The sequence below is a fragment of the Rufibacter sp. XAAS-G3-1 genome (assembly GCF_013623775.1).
Classification (GTDB): domain Bacteria; phylum Bacteroidota; class Bacteroidia; order Cytophagales; family Hymenobacteraceae; genus Nibribacter.
The window spans coordinates 68,258-89,538 of the sequence record NZ_JABFAM010000015.1 but is presented as its reverse complement, the minus strand read 5'-3'; the positions used below and the strand labels follow the sequence as shown (position 1 = coordinate 89,538).

The following is a 21,281-nucleotide window of genomic DNA, read 5'->3' as shown; positions in this document are numbered from 1 at the left end:
AACCCATGGCGACAGGCATCCATACCGAGCAAACCTACGAAGAAGCAATTGAAGACTACCTGATAGAGCAGGGTGGCTATATCAAAGGCGACAGGCACAGCTTCAACAAAGACCTGGCTCTTGACGAGACAGTGGTATTTTCTTTCCTACAATCCACGCAACCGAAAGCTTGGGCTAACCTGAGCCAGATACACGGAGCGGAGATGGAGAAGAAGCTGCTCAACAGACTCAGCAAGGAGTTGGAGCTAAGAGGTACGCTGGATGTACTGCGAAATGGAGTTACAGATTACGGGGTAAAGTTCAGGTTGGCCTACTTCAAACCAGAGAGCGGCCTGAACCCAGAGGCGGAGGCGCAGTATGATTTGAACCAACTCACCGTCATACGGCAGGTAAAGTACAGCAAAACCAACGAGAACTCGCTTGACCTGGTGCTGAGCGTTAACGGTCTTCCAGTGGCTACCGCAGAGTTGAAGAACCAGTTCACCAACCAGACGGTCGAAGACGCCAAGAAACAGTACATGTATGACCGTGACCCTAAGGAACTGCTGTTCCAGGGCAAGAAGCGGGCATTGGTGCATTTTGCCGTGGACAAGGACGAGGTGTTCATGACCACGAAACTTGACCATAAGGAAACAAAATTTCTGCCGTTCAACCTTGGCTATAAGCACGGTGCTGGCAACCCTAACAACGAACATGGCTATAAAACCTCTTACCTATGGGAGCAGGTCTGGCAAAAAGATAGTTGGATGGACATCCTCAGCAAGTTCGTCCATTTACAGGTGAGCGAGTACGAAACCAACGGTAAGAAATTTAAGAAAGAGACCATCATCTTCCCCCGCTACCACCAATTAGATGTAGTTCGCATGGTGGCTAAAGACGCCCGTACAAACGGTGCTGGCAAGAACTATCTGATACAGCACTCAGCAGGCTCAGGTAAAAGTAATAGCATCGCATGGCTCGCCTACAGACTTTCCAGCCTGCATGACAACAGTGACAAAAGGGTATTTGACTCTGTTATTGTGATAACTGACCGTAAGGTACTTGACCAGCAGTTGCAGAACACCATCTTCCAGTTTGACCACAAACAGGGTGTGGTGCAGAAGATAGACAAAGATTCCACGCAGCTTGCTAATGCCTTGAACGCAGGTTCCAACATCATCATCACCACCCTTCAGAAGTTCCCGTTCATTCTGGACAAGGTAAAGGAGCTTCCAGCCAGGAGCTATGCCGTTATTCAGGACGAGGCGCATAGTTCAGCGCACGGTGAATCATCTAAGAAGATAAAAGAGATACTTGCGGCCAAGTCATTGGAAGAGGCAGAGAAAAACGAAGCCCAGACCGATGATGAAAATGATGCAGAAGATGAAATCAGGAAGTCCATGCTCGCCCGTGGCAAGCAGCCGAACCTGAGCTTCTTCGCCTTCACCGCAACGCCTAAAGAGAAAACGCTGAACGTCTTCGGTCAGATGGGTGCCGATGGTAAGCCACGCCCGTTTCATCTATACTCCATGCGACAAGCGATTCAGGAAGGTTTTATACACGATGTACTGAAAAGCTACACCACCTATAAGACCTTTTTCCAGCTTACCAAGGCTATTGAAGACGACCCTGCGCTGAACAAAAAAAAGGCGAACAAGGCCATTGGCAAGTACGTGTCGCTGCACCCGCACAACTTGGCGCAGAAGACTGAGATTATGATTGAGCATTTCCGTCAGGTAGTCTCCAAGAAGATTGGCGGTAAGGCCAAGGCCATGGTGGTAACAGGCTCACGCCTGCATGCCGTGCGCTACTACATGGAGTTCAAACGCTACATCAAGGAGAAAGGCTACACCGACATAAAGGCACTGGTGGCCTTCTCGGGCAAAGTATTGGACGGTGGCAGTGAGCTGACCGAAGAGCAGTTGAACGGTTTTAAGGAGAAGGAGCTTCCTGAGAAGTTTGATTCTGACAGCTATCAGTTGCTGTTGGTGGCAGACAAGTACCAGACAGGCTTTGACCAACCGTTGTTGCACACCATGTACGTGGACAAGAAGCTGTCAGGCGTGAAGGCGGTGCAGACCCTTTCCAGGTTAAACAGAACCGCCAAGGGCAAGGAAGACACTTTCGTTCTGGACTTCGCCAACGAGCAGGAGGACATCCTGAATTCGTTTCAGCCTTACTACGAACTGACCACGGTGGACACGCCCACTGACCCAAATCTATTGTCAGACCTGAAATACAAGATTGAGTCAGCGCAGATTATCTGGAAATCAGAGGTGGACGCTTTCTGCGAGGTCTACTTCAAGTCCACCGACAGGGTGAACGCCAAAGTGCAGAAGAAGCTGGATGCCGCCATTGACCCTGCGGTGCAGCGGTTCAAGTGTTTGCCCACCAATGAAGAAAAGGACGATTTCAAGCACACGCTTATCACTTACATCAGGCTGTATTCCTTCCTGTCGCAGATAATGCCCTTCCATGACCTTGAGATGGAGAAGCTCTTTGCGTACGGTAGGTTATTGTATAACAAGTTGCCTAAGAACACGGGCGGTGGCAGTATCCATCTCGATGACGAGGTAGCACTTGAATACTACCGTATCCAGAAAATCAGCGAAGGCAACATCGTGCTGGAAGACCAAGGTGAGTACGGTTTGGACGGTACTACCCAAGCGGGTATGCGTGGAGGCATGGAAGAGCAGGCGCAACTTTCAGAAATCATAAAGGTGCTGAATGACCGCTTCGGCACGGAGTTCACTGAGGCAGACAAGCTGTTCTTTGACCAAATAGAAGCGGAATTGATGTTGGACAAAGACCTATCTCTTCAAGCGAAGAGCAACTCCATGGAGAATTTCAAGTACGGCTTCGAGGACAGGTTCCTGACCAAAGTAATACAGCGCATGGAACTTAACCAGGACATCTTCACCAAGATTATGGACAATGACGAGTTCTCACAGTTGGTGAAGAACTGGATGCTGAAGAAGGTTTATAAGAAGATGAATGAGTAGGGAAGTCGTTGCATAATACTCTATTGAAACTCTATTTAACAATGGCATGAGTAATGTAATGCCACTGTATTCCAGTAAATAAAGCATTATATTTGCAGGCTTATCATTTCTACAATACTAAACCTTTTATAAATCTTTTTTTATTTAATAATAGCTCAATCGGATTCATGAAAAAAATTTTACTACTTACCTTATGTATTTTTTCTACTTGCAACTTATTTGCGCAATGGTCTAAATTAAATTCTGGCACAACAGAGACGCTAAATTGTGTGTACTTTACAGATGAACAAATAGGGTATGCAGCGGGTGCGGGTGCCACAACAGCAACTATCCTTAAAACAACTGATGGTGGGAACACTTGGTTGCCATTGGTAATTAATACATTCAATGAAATAATTTCATTGTCATTTGGGAATGCTAATACTGGATATGTACTTACAAAGAAAAGCGAGTTGTTTAAGACCACAAACGCTGGTGCCACTTGGAACAACATAAAAAATTTTGGCGCTGGTGATGGCCAATTGTTTTTTCATGATGCTGAAAATGGTTACGTTGTTAATATTGATGGAACTGTATATAGAACTTCTGATGGAGGGAGCAGTTGGACTACGTTTGCTTTAACTAACTTTATCAACCCTACTTCTATATATTTCCCAAATCTACAAACTGGTTATATTGTTACATATTGGGGAAAAGTTGCTAAAACTACCGATGCAGGGAAGACTTGGATAGTGTTGAATCAGGCTACCAGCAAACCATTATGGGATGTATTCTTTACTGATTCAAATATAGGGTATGCAGTAGGCGGTGACGGAGTGAGCAGTTTGATTTTGAAAACACTTAATGGTGGAGGAACATGGACTGTCCAAACTACTACCCCTTCTACTACAAGTAACCATAATGCTGTTTACTTTACTGATGCCAATACTGGCTATTGTGGTAACACCATGATTTACAAAACATCTAACGGTGGTTCTAATTGGAATGAAATGGCTACTAATGGTCAAATTAAAGATATATTTTTCCCAACTAAATATATAGGTTATTCAGTTGGATATGGTGGCACCATTTTGAAGTATAGTACACTTACAGGAACTTTTGAGGATAATATATTTAGTAAAAGTTTTGATGTTTTTCCTAATCCTTCAAATGGCTTACTTAATATAAAGTTAGGTGACCAACTGAATATCAAAGGATATTTTTTAAAAGTGTCTAACGTATTAGGCGAAGTTGTTTATGAACTTCCTATTAATAAGCACAATATTACTTTGAGTACAGGTGATATTGGAAGAAATGGTATATTCACAGTTTCTATCATTAATTCAGAGTATACCACAGTAGGTGTAAAAAGAATAGTAATCCAATAATTAAAAGCCAGCTTTGCCCAAATTAAAATGCGATTTAGTCAAAACTCACCTTTAGCTTTGTGCTAATTATTGTTTTGTAATCACCATTTATATATTTGAATTATTTTTAATAAATACATGGGTTGGCTAAGAAGGCCATCCCATGTATTTATTAAGCAGCCTTATTCCGTTTTTGTTCCTAATCTGTTTTCTGGCATCACATAAGCCACAAGCTTTGATGTTATATAAGCTCCAACAGTTGCAACGACTGTTCTTGATGATAGTGCTTCTGTAATCTTCTTTTGTCTCTTCATCAAGTGGATGGGTTAAGCCATTGAAATCCAACCAGATATATTCATCGCTTTCGTTGATTGCAACCGTTTTGGTAGCACTTCTTCCAAATGGAAATATGTGCAGGAACGTAGGTTTAATGATGGCTCTTCGCTTAGAAGAGTGGATTCCGTAAAGCGTCTTTGTTTCATTGATTGTCTTATACAATATCTCTTCTTCATCAAAGAAGAGTATCTCGTTGATTAGTGTCACCATGCTTATTGTGTTTTACACTATATATATAGATGCAAATCCCGTTTTGGTAGAAAAGTGTAGTAGTGTATAAAAGCGGTTTCAGATTCAGATATATACTCTAAAAGAAAATATATCTATATTATGCAGCGCACAATTAAGATTAGCAGTCAAGCGGATGAAAATTTGGATGCTCTCAAATTACTCATATCCAGAAGAATAAAGAAGAAGGTAACCAAAGGGCAGGTAGTTTCTTGGTCACTCAAGATGCTCAGCGATAAATTAAAAACTACGCAGGAAGGAGAAAGTGATGGAGAGGCGTAAAAGGTTGATGCTTGAAACCAAAACCTTCGAGAATTTCATTGATGATTACTCTGGGCTACCCAACATTCCAGGGATTATTGAGCAGAATGGATACTTGCTTGCCCTGCCTGCCCCAATGGAAATTAATGGAATAGACGGTCTTTACAAGGTTGAGGCAACCGAGCAATTAGAAAGCAGCGAAAGCGTCTTCCATATTGTGACTGACAATGAAGATTATGAGTATGCCCTGCATCAATTCCTGAAATCTGACAGGTTTGTGATACCTGATACTATTAAGGTTCTTGTCCTATATTTTGACAATGAACTCGGGGTTTACACGACCTTAGGTCTGAGGGTTAACTTGGAAAAGCTGGAATACAAAGATGGATGTCTATGCCCACACCAAAATCACCAGCATGTGAAGCAATTCGGGTGCTTCCTGAGTTGAACAGTAGGTTACATTGTTAGATAAAGTTAAGGCTACCAATTATGGTAGCCTTTTTCTATGGGCTTGTATGTCTCTCTTATCACAAATCCAGGTATATCCTACTATAGATAACTAACAAAGAATATCTGGGTCACTCTTGGATATTAATTTAAAATTGGCTATTTTATATATCCAGAAAAGGAGCAAACGACTAAATGTAATAAAAAAAATAGCAATTCGTTTTTTAAATCGAAATATTATTCCTACCTTTGCAATACCAAAAACAAACAGCGCATGAAAAGCAAGAAGGAAAAGCAGAATCTGGTAACCTTATCTAAAGAAGTAGCTGACTTGATAAAGAAACTGCAAATCAGCCACGTCTATATGGCGAGTATCCTGTTCGCCAAAGAATGGGATAGGGTATTTGCAGACGAGAAAGACCAGGAAGGCAATAAACGTAAACTGACAGGTCGGTTAAGAAACAAGATTCAGGGCAGCGGGTACCTGACGGACGAAGAGTTCATTCAGATACAGAACATCCTGCTAAACATGGCAGATACTATCCAGAAAGAGGTTCGCAAGTCAATGAGCATTAATGCTGAGGTAAGGAAAGAGAAAATCCAAAACCTCATTCAGTTCATGGAAGAGGACGATAAAAATGAAGCTCTGAAGTAGGGCTAAAAAAATTTGCCCTTACATAAAGTGAAAAGCTATTTTTTTATGACATTTTAATAAAATATGAAGCGTCTCTGCAATTGACAGGGTGCTGCGGCCAAGGGCCAGAATGGTAGTATAGTTTATGTTTAACCTTTTAAAATCATTATGAAGAAGAATCCACAGTTAGGGCTGCCATACTTTGGCGGGAAGCAGAATCAGGCGAAGTTCATGGAATCGTTGTTTCCATCTTCGTTTAAAACATATATTGAGCCATTTGGCGGCACTATGAAGAACTTTCTGAATACAGACCTTAACTGTAGTGATATAGTGTACAACGATATTAACTACTATCAGGCGAACATGATGATGGGCTTTAAGTACCCAAAATCGTTTCTCAAGTCTTTTAGGAAGCAGCTTAGGGCTGGTGGTAACCTGTACCATCCTGGTCTGAAGGATTCAATAAACAATGAGGCTGTTTTAGATGCCCATTACAGGAGTGTGTTTGATACCTTCAAGGCGAAGTTCCTTTCCGTTCAGGTTAACCAGTCAGGAGCGCTGACTCGGGTGAATTGGGAGGATGCCGTCATGTATGCCTTCTGCCTTTCACATTCGGTTAAGGGTATCCCCCTTAAATCATACCTGTACAAACACCCTACGTTTTCCAAGGCGAAGTTCCTGATTGTGATGAAGCACCTGAGGCACCATATTGAGCAAAGGAAATTCAAATCAGTTCAGTACTTCACGGGAGATGCCATGAACCTGATTAAGCAGCAGGACAGCGAAGAATCTTTCTTCGTGGTAGACCCAGGCTATATGGATATGGAGCATTATTACCGAAACGGTGGTAAGAAAGGCCCAAGCCAGAAAGTCGGCAAGAAGGTGGTGAAGCGTCTCTCTGACGACAAGATGCATGTTTCTTTATCCCAGACCCTCAAGGGCATAAAAGGCAAATTCATGCTCTGCTATTACTACCACCCCAAACTTGAGAAGCTCTACCCTCGTGACCGTTTTACATGGGTGATGAAGGAGTACCGAAGGCCAGCAGCCAGTTCATCTGCCGCAAAGAAAGATGAACTCGGGACCGAGCTTCTGATTATGAATTATGGGGGTGAGTTAGGAGAGAGGACAGCATACAAGCAGCATCTCGTGGACAGCGCAAAGGCGGTCATGCCGAAGGGTGAAGGCAGGAGAAACCGTGCCAGCTACTCTATAGAATTTAAGCATAGGGTAGCTCTTATACTCGAGTCTGGGCTTTTCAAGAAGAAAGAGGTACTTGAATTCTTCGGCATCAAGTCTTACAACACACTATCAAAATGGCTTCTTGAGAAGAGCCAGTTGGAAGCCACCTTGGTACGGATAAAGGAGACGAAAGACTACCTTCATGATAATAGAAAAAAATCAAACGCTAAAGCAAACGGCAAAACAGGATGTAATCTGGTTCCAGAGAGAGCAAGGAACCTTATCGCTGACCTTCGCCATCAAGGGATACTTTCCAACAAGGCCATTCGGGGGATGTTTGGCATCTCAAGTGCGTTGGTTGAAGATTGCTACGCAGAATGGCGTGAACGTAGAGTTGCGGTTCCCTTTAAGACAAAACTGGCAAGGTATCTCACTTACTGGCACAAGATGGCTGCCTAATGTTTGGTGTTCCTCTATTAACTCTCGTTTGGTACCCCAAAATTATTAGGTGGTTTAAGGATATAGTTAGGAATAGGTGGTGCATTATAAAGGTGTCTGCAAAATGGGCATTTTACAAGCTACATCGCCATCTAAATTATATATAAAAAGAGTTCACTTTAATATTTAGCACTCCCAAATAATCATTACTCCTATATCGTGCTTCTGTACCAATTAGAGTAAAACTCTTAATTTCAAATCGCTCCATATTTAACACTTCCTATTTTGGGAGTGATAATTAAAATTAGATTCTATGACTTCAGTAATTTACACAAGAGTTAGTACTCAAGAACAATCAACATTAAGACAGGTGAACGACCTTAAAAAGGTTGATGGATTCAAGGTAATTAAAGTATTCTCTGAAAAAATATCTGGTTTTTCTAAAAAAATGGAAGAGAGGATGCAACTACAAGCGATGTTGAAGTATGTGACAGAAAATGATATTCAAAGTATCATGGTACATGAGATTTCTCGTCTCGGGCGAAATACTCATGAGACTTTGACCTTATTGAAGCATCTGGAAGAGCAGCGGATTAGGTTATACATACACAACCTTAACATAACCTTAAACGCAGGTGATGTTAAAGATGATATTTTCTCTAAACTAATTGTGACAATCGTATCAGATTTGGCACGCTTGGAATCTGAGCAGCTTTCAGCCAGGATAAAAAGTGGTATTCAAGAAAGGAAGAGACGTGGGCTGCACACTGGACGACTTTCAGGCACAACAGAAAGTAAAGAAAGGTTTTTAGGTAAGCATAAGGATATACAGAAGTATCTGGCGCAGGGGATGAGTTATAGTGAAATCAAAAGGTTGTGTCGGTGCGGTATGTCTACGATTAGCAAGGTAAAGGAGCAATTCAGCGAATGATTGGTATGTATAGCTTAACGGTTTTATGAATGGCATTTTTGATATTAAATGTGCGAAATGATAAATATGAGCTTTTTACACTTTCCTGCTTTCTACATTTAAAAAGAAAATTTCAAATATTATTAAGTGCCTTGAAAACTGATTCATTATAGATTTACGTGAAAAACTCGAATCACTCTCGTCCAGTTATTATACCACTCACATCCCCTATGGCTTATTGATTCAATCAGAGTATACCCTTCTAAAGTCGAAAAGTATCTTACGAAGCTATTGATTCTTTCTGTCTTCAAATCATTTACAAAGGGGCTTGCACAAATGAAATAGTTTTCTCCATCAAAACTGTTTTTAATCAGTTCTAACAGGTTCGATAGTTGGAAAACTTCCATATCGAGGACGTTTGAGAATAAATGAAGTTTGACTGACTCTTGATTTGGCAGGAAATCTGAAGAGTGAAGAGAGTCAATATCTTTATTTATTGTAAGAACATTAAAAGACTCATCATACTTTTTTACGTGTAGGGAAGCACGTTTTAAAGCTATTCCTGATGGTTCAATTAAGGTTATGTCTTTGATTTTCTGCTGTATACCTTGGTTGTTTAAATAGTCTAAGAAAGAAATCGTAGCCATTCCTTGACCACAAGCCCAATCGATTATACTTATTTCTTTATCAAAAAACGCTTGAGGCAAAGACTCTAAGGAAGATATAATTTTTTGATAATGCATATTCCCATAACTATTTAGGTATGCATAAAGCTGATTTTCCTCTGTTAAGATTTTAACACCACGTTGGAGAGAATAAAAAACGGAGTTGTCATTAATTAGTTTGTGCTGATTGACTGATAATTGCCTAATAGCATGAAAAGCGGGTTGGATATGTTTTAGCAATTCCACGTAATAAGTGCCATGCTCAATCAGAAATCTTTCCTTTAAGAACTCTCGAACTTTATTCTGGTTCAGAAAATTATAAAGTAGTTTCTGAATCTCGTGGTAAGCAATATTCAAAGGAGCCATGCATGGCTCTAATTCAATATTTAAAACTTGATGAATCAATGGGTGATTTAAAAAACTATTTCCCAGTTGGTTCTTAATTTCTGTAATTTTTACCCTAAGCGCTGTTACAGCCTGACTATTGAATTGACCAAAGTTATTTACTACCTGAGCGTAATAATTTATAATTGTAAATAATATACGGTCCTCGTTGTCTTCTTCTAACTCGTAAGCAAGCTGTAATTTTTGACATATACTCTCACAATTATGCAAATAATCATCAGCAGTGTTAATACTGGTTAAGTATAGAGAAGCTGCTTCTAATCTTTTGCCAATAGTGTAGTTTTGGCTTTTTAGGTGCTCATATAGAATTTTAAACTCCATCAAAAGACCAAGTCTTTCACTTACATCGAGCAGTATAGAAATAAATGACAGATTAGTAGATGATGAGATATTAAGTTGTTTAAAACAATTAAGATTTAAAGCTATATATTTTTTAATAGCAGCCTTGTTATTAACAATTTCGCTGTGTTTCTGGGTCACAAAGAAATCATAAACATCTTGAAAGTTGGCACTTATAAAGGTCTCTAATGTGCTAACATCAGTAGTAGAATTCTTTAGGTTGTTAAATCTTAGCATGAACTACTATCAAAAAAATTGAGACGAGTATTCCTTATAACGTGTATTAGTACATCCCTATTCTTATTGTTGTATTTAGCTAATGATTTTATACCTAATTTTTTTGCGACTTCTTTAAGTTCAGTAATTGTCATAGAATCGTAATCATCTAACTCTTCAGATGTGTTTGTAGCTTTAGGTTCTACTTCTTCTCCAAGTTCATCATTTGCAGAACTTACTTTTAAATTCCACTCTATAACATTTGTATCTAAAACTTCTTTTGTCTCTTCATCTTGATTTAAGTTTTCACTTAATCTTTCTTCGGTTGAGGTCAGAGATTTTACCTCTATAGATGAGGATGATAGCTGTTGGCTTTTCAAAGAATTAAGTTCTTTTTCTAATTCCTCAATCCGCTCAACTAATCTAAGTTTGTCTAATTCAAAAGATTCTATTAAGTCAGCTTCAATGTTTTGCTTCTCAGCATACAAGTTTTCTTTATAATCAGACTCTACCTGTTTAAAGATAGTCTTATACCAAATGGAGATAGGCTTTTTAAGAATCTGTTCAAAATATACAGAACCTTTCTCTTTATCTATATGTGCAAAAGGAGGAAGCCAATTGTTTATGGATGCTGTTAATACAGAGAATACTTCATTTGCCGAATGCTTTTGAAATAATTCTTCCAAGTATTCCAAAGATAGAAATTGGTATTTTTTTTTTGCGATTACAACTTTGTCTAATACTTGGTATGTCTCATACCCCTTGACAATTGGATTGGTTTTAGCTGTTGGACACCATGTATCTATATACGGGAAATTATAGCTATCTTTTGATTTATTGAAAACAGATTGATATATACTTTCAATTATGTAGTAATCTAACTTACTATCAAGTCTGAATTTTACAGACTTTTCTTTTTCTCCAACTTTGTATTTGTTTCGAAGCTTCGAATAACCATTGTTTAAACCGAAAATTAAAGAAATCTCTTCTTGTTTCGATTTATCAATATTACCATTATAGATATCAGACACTAAATCATCAGTACTCTTGTTCTTGCGCTCTCCGTAGGTAGCTAAGATTGCTAAATCATAAATTATAGAATCTTTATTGATTGAGTCAATTTTAATATTATTGAACTTAGATTCTATTCTAACATTTTCTGACAAAGCTGATTTCTCAACAAAACTCTTATCGACCAAACCGAAAATTACGCTTCTCCACTTAGTCCAAGAGCTTTCTTCCGTAGATTTAAACAAGCCAATATATTTATTACTGAAAGAATACTTTTTTTCAGCTTGAACGTTTCGGATTTGTTCCTCTATAAGTTTGTTGAAATGCGATAATGTTAAAAAGTAGTTTTGAGAATAATTCATGAAAGTTTCACCGCCTAATTTCATGAATGCAAATCCACCTAATATATGGTCATAGTACTTAACACTTTTTTTCAAAGCTTCAATAGAGTTAGATTTTACTTGCTTATTATCTAACTCTAAGACTGGAACAGAATTCCTTTTATCATATTCTTCTACCCTGACTAATGATTCTGGTATAAAACCTGCACCGTTATTAATATCCCATAGTATATTGTTTTTTCTGTCAGCGTTAAGAAATGTGATAGATTTTATTCTGGATATCGGGATTACTCCATCATAGCTATAAAAATTATTTGAAATAGGTATAAGCTGATTTACTTCTGAATCAGTCAGTATAATTTCGAGGGAACAACTATTAACATCTGTCCATTTTTTATTGGAGATTAATATTGTGTCACTGAACCTATCTTGTATATCTGCTGCTCTATTGGAGTAAAAAACAGATGGAAGTATTATACCCCTCAGGAAATATTGTGGTAAATTTTCTAAGTTCAGGGGTATATATATGGATTGGCTAATCATTAAAGCAATTCTTTTTGGTAAGTGTAAGTGTTTAGGAATGGTAAATCTCTTCTGCTAATTAGAAATAAGTTACGCCTTGCTCTTGTTAGAGCGACATAGTAATCACTTTCAGTTATTTTGGCAATTGTTAGGTTGGCTATATTCCAATGATAATTATCAAAATCAGGGATAATAACAGTGTCAAACTCAGTACCTTTTGATGATTTAAAAGTGCTTACATGCACATTTTCAATTGTTAAAAGCTCTTCATCCTGGTTTACATATTTTGAGCAACGTATACCTGATGATGAAATAAGGCTGTAGAACTGTTCAACATGCCTGGTCAGAGGAACTAAAATTGCAATGTTATGAGTATCGGAACGAAATTCATTGATAATATCAATAATAGCTTTGTCTTGTTTTCCTTTATCAGAATTTGTTACAAGTAAAGTAGGTTTATTACCTCTTTTACCTTCCTCTAATAATGTATCTATGGTAGATTGTGGAATTAATATATTAGGGAGCATAGACCTTACGAAAAGCATTATCTCGTAGGAGTTCCTGAAGTTCTCATATAAGATATAACTTCTATTCTGAGGGAATTGCATACTTAACAATTGTTCTGTAGTAGCTTTGTCAGGAAAAACAATTTGCTTATCATCTGCCCCATATGAAACAGAAGGAGCAAACCTCCTTATGATATCATACCTTTCTGCCTCTACATCCTGTGCTTCATCAACTATAATCTCATCATAATTCACCTTATTTCCAGCATGTGTCCATCTATAAGTTCTATCAACATTATCACCAGCAACTGTATGTTCTGAACGAGCTGACGCTGCTAAATAGGTTCTTAGAGTCACTGTATACGTTAATAGTAAACTTTTCTTATTCCCAATGCCATAATTTCTAATATGTCTCCACAGTGATACAACACTTTTTCCTGTTCCTGGACCACCAGATACTGCAATGGCGGCAGGTTCATTAAGTACAGCTTGCTGTTCAATTGTCAAATCTGTTATTAGGGGGAGTCTGAAATAGTACGGCATTGCTATTGTATTACTCTAAAAGTTAAATTTATTCTTGAATTAATTATTTTTTCAGTTTTAGGTACTTGATGTTGCCAGTAGTGCTGGAGTTCACCTTGCATTATCAAAAGAGACCCATGAGTCAATTCAATTTCTACCTTTTCTTTAGTATGGATGTGGCGTAGCTGAAATTTTCTTGTTTCACCGAAGTTGACTGAAGCAATTACTGGGTTACGTCCAAGTTCTGGTTCTGCATCTGTATGCCAAGAAATTGAATCATTGCCATTACGGTAAAGATTTAGGAGAACACTATTGTAAACCACATTCGATTTAGGCTCAATGAGTTTCTTTATTTTTAACAAGGATTCTGTCCAAGGATTAGGATTTAGAGTAATACCTGAAAACTTATATGGTTTTTCATTATCTCCATACCATGCGGTCAATCTTGGAAAGTTAACTTGCTTCCCATACATGTTCATTGATTCTTGCTTCCATAGAATATTGGCTTTTAATTCTTTGAAAAAAGAGTTGCTCTCATGTTTTGGGAAAAAGTTGGGATAAAAGTAGAACTCACCATTTTTAATAGAATTATAACCTGGTTTCACTACTGGATTATCATTTCTACTATTCGTATTCCCAAACATATCTAATTGATTCATATAGTAAATATAATATTTACTTTTGAATGCAATCATTTAATCTATCCAAATAGAAGTGATTGATTTTGTCTTTGCTTCGTCCTTTCATCAAGGTTTTTAAAGAGTGAAAACTATCTTTCTAAATCTTAAATATGAATATTCATATTATCAACATGGTTATTATCATAATTTTAATATCTTTTGTACATGACCTTTACTTATAAAAGATTATGAGAAATGGTTTTGCTTCTCAGGTACTGTGGGTAATTACAAGTTTACGGGAACATATCACTTTATAAAAAATTATTGACAAGTATTAAATTTTCCAAAGGTAAAGTCTTGGGTCAGAGGACCTACCCTAAACAATAGTTAACTCATTCAACCTCCAAAATAATTAAGTGGTATACTATATTGAAATCCATGCAAGTCGTTTTATCCTTCTTACTTATCTCCTACAATTTAATTCACACCTCAAATAGCGACACTTACTCACATGAAGAGCTTATAAAGCTCAATCAAGCTTACATTAAAGTACTGCAAGAGCATAGGAGCAGGAGCGCAGGAGTAGATGTTGTGGTCAAGCTGGATACAGCTATCATGCACACTGCCCAATCATTCGCCATTCAATTGCAAGAGGAATATAGGATTGGCCATCCTCCCGCAAATGTTCTAAACAAGTTAGGTATAGCTGAAATAGCCCAAGGTATGAGTGCAGACGCTATCACATATTTCAGAGAAAGGAATTACGAAGCACTTGCACGGTACGCCTATATTATGTTCTCTACATCAACCTTGCATCACAAAATACAGCGAACAGGTAACCTATATTACATTGGTTTAGGTTGCAACACTCATGCCTTTGTTGTAAGGCTGAGAGATAGCCCAATGCCAAAGAACCACGCTGTAAGCGACAATAAGTAGTAAGCTTCAGATATTACTATAAAACTATATCTTATTCTATAAAGGAAACTCAACAGCCAGATTATCATTCGCACTATCCACAACCTTGCTGTTGAATTTAGCTGCATATCTTTCTGTAGCTACTATACTTTGATGGTTAAGGCTTTTAGATATAGCATAGATATCAGTGCCAATTTCTAACATCAAGTTTGTATAGGTATGTCTTGCTACGTGGCTGGTAAGATTTAAGTCTATGTCAGTTGCTTTTTGAAGCAGTTTTAAATCTTTGTTGTATAAAGCCGTTCTGCTCTCAATCTGATTGAAATGTTTTTTTAATGGTGTATAAACATCAAAGTTCTTGAATACATCCAGATTTAAGCCCTTAAAAACAAACGTCTTTGGATATTTAATGGATAGACTTCTTAATATTTCTCCTGTTGATTCAACTAACTTATGCTTCAAGTATTTAAGCTGTGAATCATTTTTATCTTCTTCCTGCTTTGCGATTCTATCATCAATTGCTTTACTTGGTTTTATTTCATTCCACTTCATTAACATTGAAGTGCTTATTGATGCAGGCATTTCTTTCTGCTTTTTATTCATATAAGAGTGATATTCAGTATACCAATGGTGAAATGTTTTGTAGCTTGTCAGGAGCTTAGCTTCATCTACTGCTATTACTTTTTCAGCTAATAATAGCTTCAAGTTATCATTCAGTTTTACTGAAAGCTTTTGTTTTGTCTTATACATGACGTAGGTTATCCTATCACTCTTCACATGTCCATAGGTTAGTAGGTGTAAATCAGAAGTTCGCATACCACAACCCATTATTGAGAATAGGAACTTTAGTCTAACTTCCTTCATCTTATCAATAACTGGGCTGAAATCGATTATTTTCTGAACCTCAGCTCTTGTTAAGTATTTATCAATAGTAGTTTCTCGCTCAAGAGGGATGTTCAGAAATGGGTGCTTTAGATAAGTACACACCTCTGCTTTTATAGCTTTGTTGATTATCGTTTTATAGTGTTTTAGATATCTGTTTGTAGTGTTAGAACTTAAGTTTCGGTCATTTAATAAGTAATCACGAAACCTCAGTACAAATGCTTTATCTATATCATCAAAGCAAAGGTCTACTTTGTTGATAGTTAATATATAATCAGAGAGATTCTTAAGTAAGGAGTTATATTTCTTCCGTGACCCATGAGATGTGAGTTCGGGTATAAGACTCCTATTGAAAGCTATAAAACTATTCCTGCCAGCTTTTACTTTTTCTACTGCATTATCTGCATTTCCATATTCTTTCTCAATTTCCTCAATTTTCTCATTTATAGCCTTATAATCCAGTTTATCAGTAGCCCTGACACGGCTCTTGTCTTTGTTCCAGTAAGTAGTGGGAATCTTGACACCTAAGGTTTTCCAAGTCTGTTTTGTTCTATTCTCAATTATTCTCAGTTTAAGAATCCCTTCCTTGGACTTGCCTCTAACGACCAATACAACTTTTACAGACTTCATATTCAATTATAAGTATACTCAAATATAGGTAGTGCATAACAATTGCACAACAAATATATCGATAAATATAGCATTATAAGATAATCAATATCATTTAAATACTTAATTAACAAAGAGTTCTGTTTCTTGATATTGTTTATTCGATTTCCTGCATCTCCACAAACCATTAAAAGCGAAGCCTGATTATCTTTTTGATAGTCAGGCTTTTGTGTTTTATAAGATTATTCCTGCGCTACCCTTCTGGGTACTTATTAGCACGAGCTGCTAAAACGCTAGCCTAAGCCGTAAATGAAACACCTCATACCTTTATTGGCTTATTTTTCTTAATTTGGCTTCTGTAGAGAGATTGGAGGGGGTACGCCTTATGGTGTCTCCTTGGTTTGTCCGCTTTTTCTGTGGGCGCAAGTGCTGTATTGTTTCATAGCTTCCGCTAAGCGCTCACGGCCGCGAGGCCCCGTCTTCCCCTCTCGCACTGCCCTTTCGGCCTGAGAGGTCTGTTCTTCTTAGGTGATGTCTGTCTAGGGCCAAAACCGAGGCGCGCTTAGGGAAGACTGGAACTGGGGAAAGTACTTGTAGAGACCAGGCACTGCCTTGTCTCTGGCACGCATTGCTATCCTCTGCAAAGGCGTGTTCCCATCCTCGGAGGGGTAGGGTGATTCTCATCGGCGTAAATAAATCGCAACTTGGGTTACTTAAAGAAGAAGAGTACTAGACAAAAGAATACCACCACTTTCACCATTAGAGCTTTTATAGCTTTAACCTGCCGCCTGCGCTGGCGAAAAGAACGGCTACTTCCCTGCTCGTCAGAGGGCGGCAGAGAGAATGGACTGGAGAATCTCCTGACTCACTGGTTTATTAAGAAACTGTGTTACCAGGGGGTGTGCCTTGCCCCTGGCCTCGTCTGACTCGCGGATGGAGGAGGTGAGAATGTAGGCCCTGCATTTCTCACCGAAGGCGGGATGCCGCTGACGTAGTTCCTCCAGCAGTTCCCAGCCGTCCATGATGGGCATGGAGAGGTCAACAAACAGGAGATGGGGGAAGCCGCCGGTGCCGCAGGAACCCAGCGCTGCCAGTGCCTCTTCGGCAGAAGTGAACGTGCGGAGATCATGGGCGCATCCAACTCCGGAGAGCATGCTCTCAAAGAGGAAATTGCTCACCTCATCATCGTCTATCAGGTATATTCTCATTTCAGCGGCAAATATAAGTAGAAATTGGTGCCTTTCCCTTCCTGGCTGGTTACCTCTATTTTACCGCCCATTGCCTCCACCTGTTGTCGCACCAGGTAGAGGCCAATGCCTCTGCCTTCCTGCTGGGTGTGGAACCGTTTGTAGAGTTTGAAGAGGTTTTTCTCCTCCTTCGCGGAGTTGAAGCCAGACCCGTTGTCACTGACACTGAGCAGGGCTCTTTCCGCAGGGCTCCCCAGGTATCTCACATTAATCTCCAACCTGCGCTCGGCAGACTGGAACTTAACTGCGTTGGAAAGCAACTGGCGGAAAACGTTGTACAGATAAGCCCGGTTGGCCCTTGCCGTTAGCCCTGCCGGGATGTCAATGCTGACGCTGTCCTCCCTCTGGAGGCGCTCCCCAAGGGAGGACAGCGCCTCAGATAGAACCTCGCGGATATCTACCGGCCCCATCTCCAAACTGCCCCTATTTTCCCTGATCGTGAGAATGGTATTCATGTCCCTGAGTACGCCGTCCAGCCCGTAGGCGCTCCGGCACAGGAAAGCCATGGAGTGTTCGTACGTCTCAGAGCCCTTATCTGTGCTCATGAGCATATCCAGCAGCCCCATGATGTTCGCCCCGTGCTGGCGCAGCACGTGTGACACAACGTAGGTGAACTGCTGTAGGTCATTGTTCTTGCGGTAAAGGTCTTCCGCCAGCTTGGCCAGCTCCAACTCAGAGGTTTTCAGGGCCGAGATGTCCGTCTGAACCTCTATGTAGCGCATTATATTGCCGTGCCGGTCTAGCACGGGGCTTGTTTCTATGTTTACCCACACTTCCTCCCCACTTTTTGCCAGGTTCAGCAACTCAAACGAAATAGGCTCTCCACCCCGCAGTTTCCCCTCCTGCGCCGTGAACTTGCTTTTATCGGTCTTTGGCCCGTACAGCAATTCTGATGGTTTCTTGCCTACCGCCTCCTCCAGACTGTAGCCGTAGAGCCGCGTAAACCCATCGTTCACCCACTCTATCCGCCAGTCCCTATCGGCAATGAGCACGCTGTTGTTTGTCTTACTGGCCACCAGCGAGAGTTTCTCCAACTCCTGCTGTGTCTTGATCCTTTCAGTGATGTCAGACTGTATGGCGATGTACCTTTCCACCTTGCCGCCTTCCCCAACAATGGGGTTCAGCTGGATGGAGAGCCAAATGTCGCTCCCATTCTTCCTGCTGTTTAAGATCTCAAAGGAGACAGGCTCACCTCTTAATAAATTCTCATACGCCTTTCGGTTAGTCTCAGAGTTGGTGCGCTCGTTGCGCAGCAATTCAAACGGGATATGGCCTATAGCCTCCTCAAAACTGTAGCCAGTTAGGGTGGTGAAGCCTTCGTTGACATACTCAATCCTGCTTTCAGAATTGGCAATGATGACTCCATTGGTGGTGTTGCTGGCTACCAGTGAAAGCTTCTCTATCTCGCGCTGCACCTCTACGTGTTCGGTTACGTCATAGAAGTAAATAGACAATACTTCGTCAGACGGGTATGCCTTTACCCTAAGCCACTTACCATATTTTTTCAGCTGGGAGGTGAAGCTCACGGTCTCCCCCGTGGCAAAAGCGTGTTGGTAGTTTACATAAAACTCCCCGTCCACTTCCTCGGGGAAGAGCTCCCAGAGGTTAACGCCTATATGGTAGTTCCTGTCAAAGGGCAGCAGTCTCTCCGCCTCCTTGTTGATGTAGGTGATCTGCCAGTCTCTCCCCACCGTCAGGAACCCATCTGTGATGCTCTCCAATATGGTGTTCATCTTCTGCGCCTGCCGCTGGGACGCCTCGTAGGCGCGCACCATGGGGGTGATATCCCGCGCCACGGTCTGCACCCCAATGATCTCGCCCTTGAGCTTGATGGGATACTTCACGGCGTCATACACTTTGGTGTCACCGGTCTCTGTTTTCAGCTCCAAATCACCCCTTATAGTGCTGCCCGCCAGGGCCGCTTGCAAGGAGGCCTCGGCCGAGGAGGCAGTGGGCAGAAAGACGGAGGCGCGGGCGTTCTGAGCCTTTTCCTTGGAGACTGAGAAGGTATCGCAGAAGCTTTGGTTCACCTCTGTGACCACCCCCTCCGCGTTTTCCAGGAAAACAAGGTCTTTGCTGTGCTCAAACAGAGCCCTGTACCTTTGTTCGCTTTCCTCCAGCCTTCGGCGGCCAAGCCTTAGCGCAGTAATGTCGCGCCCAATGGCGTAAACCAATCCATCTTCTGCCGAACGCGTGGCAGACCATTGCACGTAGACGGTATGGCCTTTTCTGTGGACGAGGCGGTTCTGGAAATCAGTCAGCGTTTCGCCCTTCTCTAAAACCCGGGCAGCTTGCCGGGTAATGCTGCGGTCTTTGGCATGGACGAACTCAGCATACAGATGCCCTACCCCCTCTGCGCTGGCAAAGCCGAGCATGCTTTCACTTGCACTGTTGATGTGGACAATGCTCCCGTTCCCGTCAAAGGTGCAGAGCAGGTCGTTGGACTGGTACGCCAACTTCCCCCATACCACCGCATTCATTTCTTCTCGCAAGGTTTCCAATCCTTTATGTAATCTCCACCCGCAAAATTACAGAATAATACAAATAGTATTCATGGTGACTTTCTAAGTAAATGTTTGTATCTTAAGGTGATAAGCAGATCACTTCAACTCACCTCCTAAGCAGTGGACAGTTCTCAAAATTGCAAAAAAGCACAGAAAGGCATTGCAGAGAGAGACAGCAAAAAACACGATGACTGTGAAAATTTTCATCCTGTAGATACGCTACCTTACAGGAGTAACATGTATTCGTTGTTTCTATTTGCATCTTTAGAGCGTGTTTACATTTCATCTTTGCGCTGCAAACGGCCATAAAGAGAACCTGCGGTTGCGTAGCACTGCTACGCGGCTCAAAAAACGCTTCCGCAGAACCTTTTTCTGGTTAGTTGAGCCAGCAAACCTCAAATAGAAACAAGTGCTTAGGGCAACTTCCGCAAGCCGAGCTATGCTATTGTTTTCGGCCTGTTTTCCGTAAAACAGGTCAGAAAGCCAAAGAAGGGTGGTACGCAGGCGGCATCACCGATGCCGCCCCAAGCCCAACTCTACCATCAACCTCTCCTTCTCGCCCAACGGCAAGCCGACACCATCTGCCCCAACGGAGCCTGACGCCAGCCATGATAAGAAAACGCAGCGGTATACCCTTAGAATAAGGAAGTATTGAGAAGGATACAGGAATAAAACAACCCGCAGAACGGCACCAGAGCTGAAGCAGAAGCCCACCAGAAAACCGAATTTTTGTTTGACTGAAACGTAGATGCCGCACCTGTTTAGGGTTATTTACTGCTGTTCCGCCCTCCTGCCGGTGGTTCTCGGCGAGTCTGGAGACTCGCGCCATCCCGTGGCACGAGACTGGAGTCCCGCGCCAGTTCACTAAACCTGCGAGGTCTTGGAGACCTCACAGGTTCCCGCATTTAGAGCCTGTTTTCCGTAAAACAGCCCAAAAACGCTTCTCCCCAACGTTAGTTTTTAGAAGCCTGTTTTCAGGCAGACGTTTGCGCTGGTAATAAAATGGATGACTCCAAACGGGTTCGTCATTAGATTAGACCTTCTTTACTCTATTCGTACCTTAAGGAAGGTGTAACCCTATTCCAAAAAATTCAGCCCGCTTGTTGAAATCCTCTTCCGCAACTTACTTGTGTTTCTGGCCCGTTTTCCGCAAAACAACCTCTAAACAGCTTCTCAAAATGAAGGTAAGAACTGCTTCCTACTTATCTCTT

The 21,281-nt window shown here is 40.9% G+C and carries 16 protein-coding genes; 8 read left to right on the top strand and 8 right to left on the bottom strand.

The genetic code is table 11. From position 1 onward, the window contains the following. The first annotated feature begins 5 nt into the window (after positions 1-5). Positions 6-2,981, top strand: coding sequence for a type I restriction endonuclease subunit R (locus HHO50_RS16565; RefSeq protein ID WP_181307543.1), 2,976 nt, complete (start codon positions 6-8; stop codon positions 2,979-2,981). A 167-nt stretch (positions 2,982-3,148) separates the two neighbouring features. After that, positions 3,149-4,348 carry a YCF48-related protein gene (locus tag HHO50_RS16560; RefSeq protein ID WP_181307541.1) on the top strand — a complete coding sequence of 400 codons (1,200 nt, stop codon included), beginning with the start codon at positions 3,149-3,151 and terminating at the stop codon, positions 4,346-4,348. Between the two features lie 126 nt (positions 4,349-4,474). On the opposite strand, the gene HHO50_RS16555 is transcribed toward HHO50_RS16560, so the two are convergent. After that, a complete protein-coding gene (locus HHO50_RS16555; RefSeq protein WP_181307539.1) occupies positions 4,475-4,873 on the bottom strand; it encodes a hypothetical protein in 399 nt (132 codons plus the stop codon). 120 nt (positions 4,874-4,993) lie between these two features. Here HHO50_RS16555 and HHO50_RS16550 point away from each other — a divergent pair, with 120 nt between their 5' ends. The 5 genes from HHO50_RS16550 (at position 4,994) to HHO50_RS16530 (ending at position 8,784) form a co-directional block, all read left to right on the top strand. Beyond that, positions 4,994-5,173 (top strand): hypothetical protein, encoded by a 180-nt coding sequence (locus HHO50_RS16550; RefSeq protein ID WP_181307537.1) that lies wholly within the window; start codon positions 4,994-4,996, stop codon positions 5,171-5,173. A 7-nt stretch (positions 5,174-5,180) separates the two neighbouring features. Next, the gene (locus tag HHO50_RS16545) at positions 5,181-5,600 is read left to right on the top strand and encodes a hypothetical protein (RefSeq protein WP_181307535.1); all 420 of its coding nucleotides are present in this window, start codon (positions 5,181-5,183) and stop codon (positions 5,598-5,600) included. Between the two features lie 273 nt (positions 5,601-5,873). Beyond that, positions 5,874-6,254 (top strand): hypothetical protein, encoded by a 381-nt coding sequence (locus tag HHO50_RS16540; RefSeq protein WP_181307533.1) that lies wholly within the window; start codon positions 5,874-5,876, stop codon positions 6,252-6,254. Positions 6,255-6,401: 147 nt separating this feature from the next. Further along, positions 6,402-7,874, top strand: a complete 1,473-nt coding sequence (locus tag HHO50_RS16535; RefSeq protein WP_181307531.1) for a DNA adenine methylase — start codon at positions 6,402-6,404, stop codon at positions 7,872-7,874. A gap of 292 nt (positions 7,875-8,166) precedes the next feature. After that, positions 8,167-8,784, top strand: a complete 618-nt coding sequence (locus HHO50_RS16530; protein WP_181307529.1) for a recombinase family protein — start codon at positions 8,167-8,169, stop codon at positions 8,782-8,784. A 146-nt stretch (positions 8,785-8,930) separates the two neighbouring features. On the opposite strand, the gene HHO50_RS16525 is transcribed toward HHO50_RS16530, so the two are convergent. The 4 genes from HHO50_RS16525 to HHO50_RS16510 are packed head-to-tail and all read right to left on the bottom strand — an operon-like array spanning position 8,931 to position 13,949. Further along, the gene (locus HHO50_RS16525) at positions 8,931-10,409 is read right to left on the bottom strand and encodes a hypothetical protein (protein WP_181307527.1); all 1,479 of its coding nucleotides are present in this window, start codon (positions 10,407-10,409) and stop codon (positions 8,931-8,933) included. After that, positions 10,403-12,283, bottom strand: a complete 1,881-nt coding sequence (locus HHO50_RS16520; RefSeq protein ID WP_181307525.1) for a hypothetical protein — start codon at positions 12,281-12,283, stop codon at positions 10,403-10,405. The genes HHO50_RS16525 and HHO50_RS16520 overlap by 7 nt, the downstream gene beginning before the upstream one ends. Beyond that, entirely contained in the window at positions 12,283-13,275 is a 993-nt protein-coding gene (locus HHO50_RS16515) for a 3'-5' exonuclease (RefSeq protein WP_181307523.1), read from the bottom strand. Before HHO50_RS16515 ends, HHO50_RS16520 begins: the two co-directional genes overlap by 1 nt. Positions 13,276-13,313: 38 nt before the next feature. Continuing rightward, the gene (locus tag HHO50_RS16510) at positions 13,314-13,949 is read right to left on the bottom strand and encodes an alpha-ketoglutarate-dependent dioxygenase AlkB (RefSeq protein WP_255478784.1); all 636 of its coding nucleotides are present in this window, start codon (positions 13,947-13,949) and stop codon (positions 13,314-13,316) included. A gap of 399 nt (positions 13,950-14,348) precedes the next feature. Between HHO50_RS16510 and HHO50_RS16505 the strand changes: the two genes are divergently transcribed. Further along, positions 14,349-14,849, top strand: coding sequence for a hypothetical protein (locus HHO50_RS16505; RefSeq protein WP_181307522.1), 501 nt, complete (start codon positions 14,349-14,351; stop codon positions 14,847-14,849). A gap of 36 nt (positions 14,850-14,885) precedes the next feature. Here the strand turns inward: HHO50_RS16505 and HHO50_RS16500 are convergent, their stop codons facing one another. The 3 genes from HHO50_RS16500 to HHO50_RS16490 form a co-directional block, all read right to left on the bottom strand. Continuing rightward, complete coding sequence (locus HHO50_RS16500) at positions 14,886-16,340, bottom strand: site-specific integrase (RefSeq protein ID WP_181307520.1); 1,455 nt, start codon at positions 16,338-16,340, stop codon at positions 14,886-14,888. An 803-nt stretch (positions 16,341-17,143) separates the two neighbouring features. After that, positions 17,144-17,527, bottom strand: a complete 384-nt coding sequence (locus HHO50_RS16495; protein WP_181307518.1) for a response regulator — start codon at positions 17,525-17,527, stop codon at positions 17,144-17,146. After that, positions 17,524-20,067: a PAS domain-containing sensor histidine kinase gene (locus tag HHO50_RS16490; protein ID WP_181307516.1), complete on the bottom strand. Its 2,544-nt coding sequence runs from the start codon at positions 20,065-20,067 to the stop codon at positions 17,524-17,526. Before HHO50_RS16490 ends, HHO50_RS16495 begins: the two co-directional genes overlap by 4 nt. Positions 20,068-21,281: the final 1,214 nt, after the last annotated feature.

What these genes read in the sequence shown, in the direction of transcription:
- HHO50_RS16525 (WP_181307527.1), bottom strand. Translation starts at nt 10,409, where the DNA reads ATGCTAAGATTTAACAACCTAAAGAATTCTACTACTGATGTTAGCACA.
- HHO50_RS16560 (WP_181307541.1), top strand. Translation starts at nt 3,149, where the DNA reads ATGAAAAAAATTTTACTACTTACCTTATGTATTTTTTCTACTTGCAAC.
- HHO50_RS16520 (WP_181307525.1), bottom strand. Translation starts at nt 12,283, where the DNA reads ATGATTAGCCAATCCATATATATACCCCTGAACTTAGAAAATTTACCA.
- HHO50_RS16500 (WP_181307520.1), bottom strand. Translation starts at nt 16,340, where the DNA reads ATGAAGTCTGTAAAAGTTGTATTGGTCGTTAGAGGCAAGTCCAAGGAA.
- HHO50_RS16545 (WP_181307535.1), top strand. Translation starts at nt 5,181, where the DNA reads ATGCTTGAAACCAAAACCTTCGAGAATTTCATTGATGATTACTCTGGG.
- HHO50_RS16530 (WP_181307529.1), top strand. Translation starts at nt 8,167, where the DNA reads ATGACTTCAGTAATTTACACAAGAGTTAGTACTCAAGAACAATCAACA.
- HHO50_RS16535 (WP_181307531.1), top strand. Translation starts at nt 6,402, where the DNA reads ATGAAGAAGAATCCACAGTTAGGGCTGCCATACTTTGGCGGGAAGCAG.
- HHO50_RS16495 (WP_181307518.1), bottom strand. Translation starts at nt 17,527, where the DNA reads ATGAGAATATACCTGATAGACGATGATGAGGTGAGCAATTTCCTCTTT.
- HHO50_RS16505 (WP_181307522.1), top strand. Translation starts at nt 14,349, where the DNA reads ATGCAAGTCGTTTTATCCTTCTTACTTATCTCCTACAATTTAATTCAC.
- HHO50_RS16550 (WP_181307537.1), top strand. Translation starts at nt 4,994, where the DNA reads ATGCAGCGCACAATTAAGATTAGCAGTCAAGCGGATGAAAATTTGGAT.
- HHO50_RS16510 (WP_255478784.1), bottom strand. Translation starts at nt 13,949, where the DNA reads ATGAATCAATTAGATATGTTTGGGAATACGAATAGTAGAAATGATAAT.
- HHO50_RS16555 (WP_181307539.1), bottom strand. Translation starts at nt 4,873, where the DNA reads ATGGTGACACTAATCAACGAGATACTCTTCTTTGATGAAGAAGAGATA.
- HHO50_RS16565 (WP_181307543.1), top strand. Translation starts at nt 6, where the DNA reads ATGGCGACAGGCATCCATACCGAGCAAACCTACGAAGAAGCAATTGAA.
- HHO50_RS16540 (WP_181307533.1), top strand. Translation starts at nt 5,874, where the DNA reads ATGAAAAGCAAGAAGGAAAAGCAGAATCTGGTAACCTTATCTAAAGAA.